This is a genomic window from Stappia albiluteola (genome assembly GCF_014050225.1).
In the GTDB taxonomy this organism is placed as follows: Bacteria; Pseudomonadota; Alphaproteobacteria; order Rhizobiales; family Stappiaceae; genus Hongsoonwoonella; species Hongsoonwoonella albiluteola.
On the sequence record NZ_JACFXV010000053.1, the window covers coordinates 428,431 to 435,540 of the forward strand.

Consider the following 7,110-nt stretch of genomic DNA (forward strand, 5'->3'; position numbering starts at 1 on the left):
CTTCTAATTATTCGCCAGCCAGCGCGCTTTCGGCCCGCGCCAGCCGCGCCATGCCATAGGCATTGAAGTCCGCCGCCGGATTGCCGGCCGCCGCCTGACCCAGCGCCCACAGGCCCGAGACCATGTCGCATATGGGCTTCATCACTTCCACCCGCCCGGCAAGCTGCGGCGATGAATACGCATCCAGAAGCGCCGCCTGCGCCGACACGTCGAGCCCGGTTTCCAGCACGAAATAGGCGAGATCCCAGGCCGGATCCGCCATGGCGGAATATTCCCAGTCGACCAGCCGCACAAGCTTGCCGTCGTCCAGTGCGTTGTCCGGCACCGGATCGCAGTGGCAGGGAACGGGGGGACCCGCCGTCGCCTCGAGCCGCTGGGCCGCCTCGGCGGCCCGCCTGCCCAGCGCCAGGATGCGGTCGTCGCGGAGGCCGCCAATGGCTTCCCCGATCGTCGCCGACGGACGGTAGACCCCCGCAAACCGGCGACCCGATCCGTGCAGCCGAGCGAAGGTCCGCCCCGCGCGCGCGGCCTGCGCGGCGCTCACGGCCCCCGCTTTCAGCGGCCGGACGCCGGGCACCAGCTGCGTCACCATTACCCCGGTTTGCGGATCGAGATGCAGGATCGGCGCGCCAATACCGAGATCCTCGGCGATGCGGGCGTTCCGGGCCTCAGCCTTACGGTCCACCAGTCCCGCCGTCTCGGCACGCGGCAGGCGCACGACGACGCCGAGACCCGGCCCGTCGACCCGGTAAACGCGGTTCGATAGACCCGACAGCCGCGTCGCCCGCCAGTGCCCGGGCACGACGAGCCCCGGCACGGTCCGCAAGGCCGCTGCGATCTCCCCGTTCTCGCCCACTTCGAAGCTCATCGCACTCCTGAACCACATCCTGCCGATGCCGGCCCGATCACATTCGCGAAGGTGCCCTTCAACGTTCTTGCCCGCGATCGGGACTCGCGACATATGCTCGGCAAAATTGCCCGGCACAATCACATCATGCACCGTCCGTTATTCGCCGCCGTCCTTCTCGCCCTGGGCCTCCAGCCCGGAGCCGTATCCGCTGCCGGGTGGGAAACCGCCGACGGCACCGCCTTCACCCATGTCGACGAGACGAATTCGACCATCGTTGCGCTGTCGGTGCAATGCGACGGCGAGATGAACCTTGAGGTCTTCTCGGCCAATGACGGGCCGATCCTCAATTCGACCCTCGGCGCAACCGGAGATTTCCACTACCAGCCGGGCAAGGTGCAGGGCGAGATCGACGGCGAGATGTTTCCGCTGGCCGCCGCCGGTTCCGAATGGAGCACGGTGATCCTCTCCGAGGGCGGCGCGGACGACAACTACCTGTCGCCACTGACGGCCCCCTTCGTCGCCGCGCTGCGCGGCGGCACCTCGCTTGTGCTGCGTTTCGACCTGCTGCCGGACCGCGCCCCGGACGGCTCGCCCTTCGAGACCGCGGCCCGCTTCTCGCTGCAGGGCGCTGCCGCGGCAATGGACAGCACCGGCTCCGGCTGCCACTGAAGACAGGAACCGCGCCACCTGCTGCCACCGTCCTGTCAGCAGCGCGGCGTCGCCGGCGGACAGAGCGGGAACGCGGGGTTTCCTTCCGCCGCCTTTCGGACCATATTCGCGCCATGGCCAAGCGACCTTCCTCTCCCTCCCCCTCCTCCCCCGACGAGCCCTACGCCCTTCCCGGCAACGATGCGCCGGAAGGCTTCGGCGAGGCGCCGCAGCGCCCGCTGGACGGCGCGCCGCTGACGGGTTTCGTGGCGGACTGGGCGCAGCAGATCGAGGAGGAAGACCCGGCGACGCTGAAGCCTTCGCCGAAGGCCGCGAAGGAGAAGAAAGCCGCCGCGCCGAAGCAGAAGGCGCCGGCCCGCAGCGCGCGCGGCACCTCCATGGGCGCCTCCAGCGACCCGCGCGAGCGCGCCGCCAGCGGCCTCAACCCGATCGCCGGCCTGGACGTGTCGCTGGAAGAGGCGGAGAAGCTGCTTTCCCGCCACGTCAAGGACAACAAGAAAAAGAAAAAGGCCCCGCCCGAGCTTTCCGACGGCACCACCGGCCACACCGAAACCGTGCGCGCCCTGTCGGCGCTGATCGAGCACGGCAATCCGCTGCACCGCGACGGCAAGCCGTGGACGCCGCACCGCCCGCCCCGGCCGGAGAAGTCCGAGGGCGGCATCCCCATCAGGCTCTGTTCCGAATACGAGCCGCGCGGCGACCAGCCGACCGCCATCGCCGATCTCGTCGAGGGGCTGGAGCGGGAGGACAAGACGCAGGTGCTGCTCGGCGTCACCGGCTCGGGCAAGACCTACACGATGGCGCAGGTGATCGCCCGCACCCAGCGCCCGGCGCTGATCCTGGCGCCGAACAAGACGCTGGCGGCCCAGCTCTACGGCGAGTTCAAGAGCTTCTTCCCGGACAACGCCGTCGAGTATTTCGTCTCCTACTACGACTATTACCAGCCGGAGGCCTACGTCCCGCGCACCGACACCTATATCGAGAAGGAATCCTCGGTGAACGAGCAGATCGACCGCATGCGCCACTCGGCGACGCGCGCCCTGCTCGAACGCGACGACGTCATCATCGTCGCCTCCGTCTCCTGCATCTACGGTATCGGCTCGGTCGAGACCTATACGGCGATGACATTCGCGCTGGAGGTGGGCGAGCGCATCGACCAGCGCCAGTTGCTCGCCGATCTCGTCGCCCTGCAATACAAGCGCAACGACGCGGCCTTCCAGCGCGGCACCTTCCGGGTGCGCGGCGACACGGTGGAGATCTTCCCCGCCCACTACGAGGACCGCGCCTGGCGCGTCTCCCTGTTCGGCGACGAGATCGAGGCGATCACCGAGTTCGACCCCCTCACCGGCCAGAAGTCCGGCGAGATGAAGTCGGTCAAGATCTACGCCAATTCGCACTATGTCACGCCCAAGCCGACGCTGAACCAGGCGACCAAGTCGATCAAGGCCGAGCTGAAGCAGCGGCTGGAGGAGCTGAACAATCACGGCCGCCTGCTGGAAGCGCAGCGGCTGGAGCAGCGCACCCTGTTCGACCTGGAGATGCTGGAGGCCACCGGCTCCTGCGCCGGCATCGAGAACTATTCGCGCTACCTCACCGGCCGCGCGCCGGGCGAGCCGCCGCCGACGCTGTTCGAATACCTGCCGGACAACGCCATCGTCTTCGCCGACGAAAGCCACGTCACCATCCCGCAGATCGGCGGCATGTACCGGGGCGACTTCCGCCGCAAGGCGACGCTGGCCGAATACGGCTTCCGCCTGCCCTCCTGCATGGACAACCGGCCGCTGCGCTTCGAGGAATGGGACGCGATGCGGCCGCAGACCGTCGCCGTTTCCGCCACGCCCGGCTCCTGGGAGATGGAGGAGGCCGGCGGCGTCTTCGCCGAGCAGGTGATCCGTCCCACCGGCCTGATCGACCCGCCGGTCGACATCCGCCCGGCCAAGACCCAGGTCGACGACCTGCTGGGCGAGGTGCGCACCGTGGCGCAGCAGGGCTACCGCACGCTGGTCACCACGCTGACCAAGCGCATGGCCGAGGACCTGACCGAATACCTGCACGAAAACGGCGTGCGCGTGCGCTACATGCATTCCGACATCGACACGCTGGAGCGCATCGAGATCATCCGCGACCTGCGCCTCGGCGCCTTCGACGTGCTGGTCGGCATCAACCTGCTGCGCGAGGGCCTTGACATTCCCGAATGCGCGCTGGTCGCCATTCTCGACGCCGACAAGGAAGGCTTCCTGCGCTCGGAAACCTCGCTGATCCAGACCATCGGCCGCGCGGCGCGCAATGTCGACGGCCGCGTCATCCTCTATGCCGACCACATTACCGGCTCGATGGACCGGGCGATCGCCGAGACCAACCGCCGCCGCGAAAAGCAGCTCGCCTACAATGTCGAGCACGGCATCACGCCGGAAAGCGTGCGCCGCTCCATCGGCGACATTCTGGAAAGCGTCTACGAGCAGGACCACGTCACGGTGGAATCCGGCTTCGCCGAAGGAGCGGGCGCCCTCATCGGCCACAATCTCCAGGCCCATATCGAGGACCTGGAAAAGCAGATGCGCGAGGCGGCAGCCGATCTCGACTTCGAAACCGCCGCCCGCCTGCGCGACGAGGTCAAGCGCCTGCGCGAGACCGAGCTTGCGGTCGCCGACGATCCGCTGGCCCGCCAGTCGCAGATCGACGACCGCACCGGCGGTTACCGGGGGGAGAAGAAATACGGCGCAAGCGGGAATCTTCCGTCCCGCAGGGACGGCAAGCGCGACCGCGCGCCGGCCGGTCAGGCCGCCCCCGCGGAGGCCAGCGAACGCAGTGAGCGCACGGCCGTGAGCGCAAGCTCAAAAGTGCGCAAGAATACGCTCGACGAGATGACGGTCGGCCGCACGGAAGTCCCCCTTCCCGGCGGTCGCCCCGGCATCGGCTCCTACGAGGACAAAGGGCCGAGAGGCAGGCCGAAGAAGACGGGGAGAGCTGGGAGGTAAAATAATCACAGGATGAGACTCCAGTTTGCACCTCATCAAGCGGTTTAATAAATGCAGCATTTTCAATATGACAAAGATATGTGCATTTAGCTATGATAAATGCTTATTTATTGAATGAATAATTTCGATCATCTCATTGTCTATATCAGAAATATCAAACTCATCTGCTATCATCGCAGTAGTAACGCTGAATCCATAGCGTTGCCTAAGACGTGAATTTAGATCCACGATAAACTGCTTCCCAGAGATTCTCTGTTTGAAACCGGCCTTACCCCACTCTCCATCGAATTCTAGTTTGGCTGCCTTAAGTATAGTCGACGGATCTCGACCATCTCTTTTGCTGGCGTAATATTTCGTCGCAAATGATTGCACATTTATTAAAGCATCCTCCTTCTGAATTCCCCCAACTTCTTCAATAATGCGAATAATTTCCTTGTAATTAACAATTATATTTCTCCTATGCGCAGCTCTCTCTATCGCCTTTGAAAGAGGATCGAATTCTAGTAGATAATTTTCGATCTCTTTTCTACGTAGAACGTGACAGATTACTCCTGCGTCAGACAGTCGCCTCTCAAACTCCTCGATTTCTTCTTTACATCTATAGTCTCTATCAAATACAGATACTATTTTTGCCTGTATATCAAACAGTTCTCCAAACATCCACCTTAAATTATCAATTCTTCTCCAGTTCTCATATCCTCCAATTTTGATAGACAGCGTATCTGGATCAGACAGAACTCCGGACTTTAATATTTTTTGCTCAAATTTTTTGAAAAGAGTCCTATCATTACCTTCGAAAGCAATTATCCTTTTCGCTCTTGCCAGCCGCGCAAAATCTGCATTGTCCGATGATCCGAGTAGAGTATGAGCCACTCGGTACCCTGCTTCAGAAGTAATGCGGCTGCCTTTCGAATGCCCTGGCTTAATCAAAACTACATCTGAAGCATTCGCTTCATTCATTATCTCCGATGAATGTGTCGCAATGAATATCTGGTTGAAAAGCTTCTTAGCGATGTGAAAGAGACGGCGCTGCAAGTCGGCATGAAGATATATGTCGGGCTCATCGAGAACCAACACGCTATCATGCCCTCCCCTAAGAAAGTGCGTCATCATTTGCAGCCAAGCTTGAAATCCAAACCCTGACCAATATATTTCCCGAGAAACTCCCTTTTCTCGATAAAACATTTGCAACAACTTAGGGAAACCGCCGCTTAACTCCGGCGGAGATACATCTATACCTTCCCAATGATGTCGCACTAGAACTCTAAAGGCCTCAAACTCTTCCGTGCTTTTTCCTCTCCAAATATTGCGGAAATTTCTAGCCGCCAATCTCGTATACTCAACGCCCCGCACATATTCTTGGTCGTTTAGTTTTTCCGAATCCTCAAACTGACTTAACGTTGGAACTACAACAACATTCTCAGTGAAGCATTTGTGGAAGAAGTTTTTATTCTTCAAAATCCTTTGATCTGTCTGAATAAATATTTCTGGTTTAAGGTCTGGATTAAGATATACATGAAGATTATTATCATTAGCATTGGTAATAATTATTTTTGCAAAATCTGACGAATAGTTCGTGGCTATGTTCTCTAGTGTTACGCTGAATATACGATTTGTTGCTTCATAGGCCGCGCAAACGCCCAATCCCTCATAACTCTTAAGAATAGGAACGCGGCGCGATGCAAATCTCTGCACATCGGAAAAAATTCTAAGCGCATCTAAAATTGATGATTTTCCAGTGTTATTTGGCCCGACCAAGATATTTCTTTCCCTACACGATACGGAAAACCTGCCGTGCCTTCGAAAATTTATCAGCTCAATCCTCTTAAACATTCGTCTTTTACACCCCAGTCCCATATCTCGGAATCAGCATTGAATGTATACGACTATGTAATGTGTTCTTTAAATTCTGTAGGCCAAATTGCAGCTGATGCAATCCATATCCCCGCTCATGTGTATGCTGTAGTTTCGAGTGCCTCATTGGTGGGCGATAGTGGCATCAAGCCATTGCACCGCGAGAGCCGCGAACCAGATGTCAGCCACGCGTGATCCGGGACGCTCTTTGAATAGAGAGCGGGCCATGCCCGCGACGATTTCTGGATACCGGATCGGCACTCGGCTGCGCCTCGCTCGCCCGGGATGACGGCGGAGTGTGCGGTTGCCTTTCTGCCGTAACCTCTCGGTTCGTCATACGCGGGCTTGACCCGCGTATCCATGAAGCACCAGCACATTTCGCCGCCGTCCATGGATCGCCGGGTCTGGGCCCGGCGATGACGAGGGGAGAGGCTGTGCGTCACGTCGAAGGCCGGCGGTCAGGCAATGCGCTTGCTCCGAACTCAGGTGTCATCCCCGTGAAGACGGGGATCCAGTAGACACCCGCCTCAGTGGCTAAATCTCCGGCGTTGGCGGTTACTGGATGCCCGGTCAAGCCGGGCATGACAGAGCTTGTGGCTGCCTCTCTGCTGCAACCTCCCGGTTCGTCATACGCGGGCACGACCCGCGTATCCATGAAGCGCCAGCACATTTCGCCACCGCCCGATGGATCGCCGGGTCTAGGCCCGGCGATGACGAGGGGAGAGGCAGTGCGTCACGTCGAAGGCCGGCGGTCAGGCA

The 7,110-nt window shown here is 60.1% G+C and carries 3 protein-coding genes and 1 pseudogene; 2 read left to right on the plus strand and 2 right to left on the minus strand.

Annotated elements, in window-relative coordinates:
* Nucleotides 1–7 precede the first annotated feature (7 nt).
* Nucleotides 8–868 carry a choline/ethanolamine kinase family protein gene (locus tag H2509_RS12325; protein WP_182165696.1) on the minus strand — a complete coding sequence of 287 codons (861 nt, stop codon included), beginning with the start codon at nucleotides 866–868 and terminating at the stop codon, nucleotides 8–10.
* Between the two features lie 93 nt (nucleotides 869–961).
* Here H2509_RS12325 and H2509_RS12330 point away from each other — a divergent pair, with 93 nt between their 5' ends.
* Nucleotides 962–1,519 carry a hypothetical protein gene (locus tag H2509_RS12330; RefSeq protein ID WP_182165698.1) on the plus strand — a complete coding sequence of 186 codons (558 nt, stop codon included), beginning with the start codon at nucleotides 962–964 and terminating at the stop codon, nucleotides 1,517–1,519.
* Nucleotides 1,520–1,809: 290 nt separating this feature from the next.
* Nucleotides 1,810–4,186, plus strand: a pseudogene (uvrB, locus tag H2509_RS12335) (excinuclease ABC subunit UvrB); the annotation flags it as partial.
* Between the two features lie 401 nt (nucleotides 4,187–4,587).
* On the opposite strand, the gene H2509_RS12340 reads toward uvrB, so the two are convergent.
* On the minus strand, nucleotides 4,588–6,354 hold the full coding sequence (locus H2509_RS12340; protein ID WP_328805072.1) for an ATP-dependent nuclease: 1,767 nt from the start codon (nucleotides 6,352–6,354) through the stop codon (nucleotides 4,588–4,590).
* Between the last annotated feature and the right edge of the window lie 756 nt (nucleotides 6,355–7,110).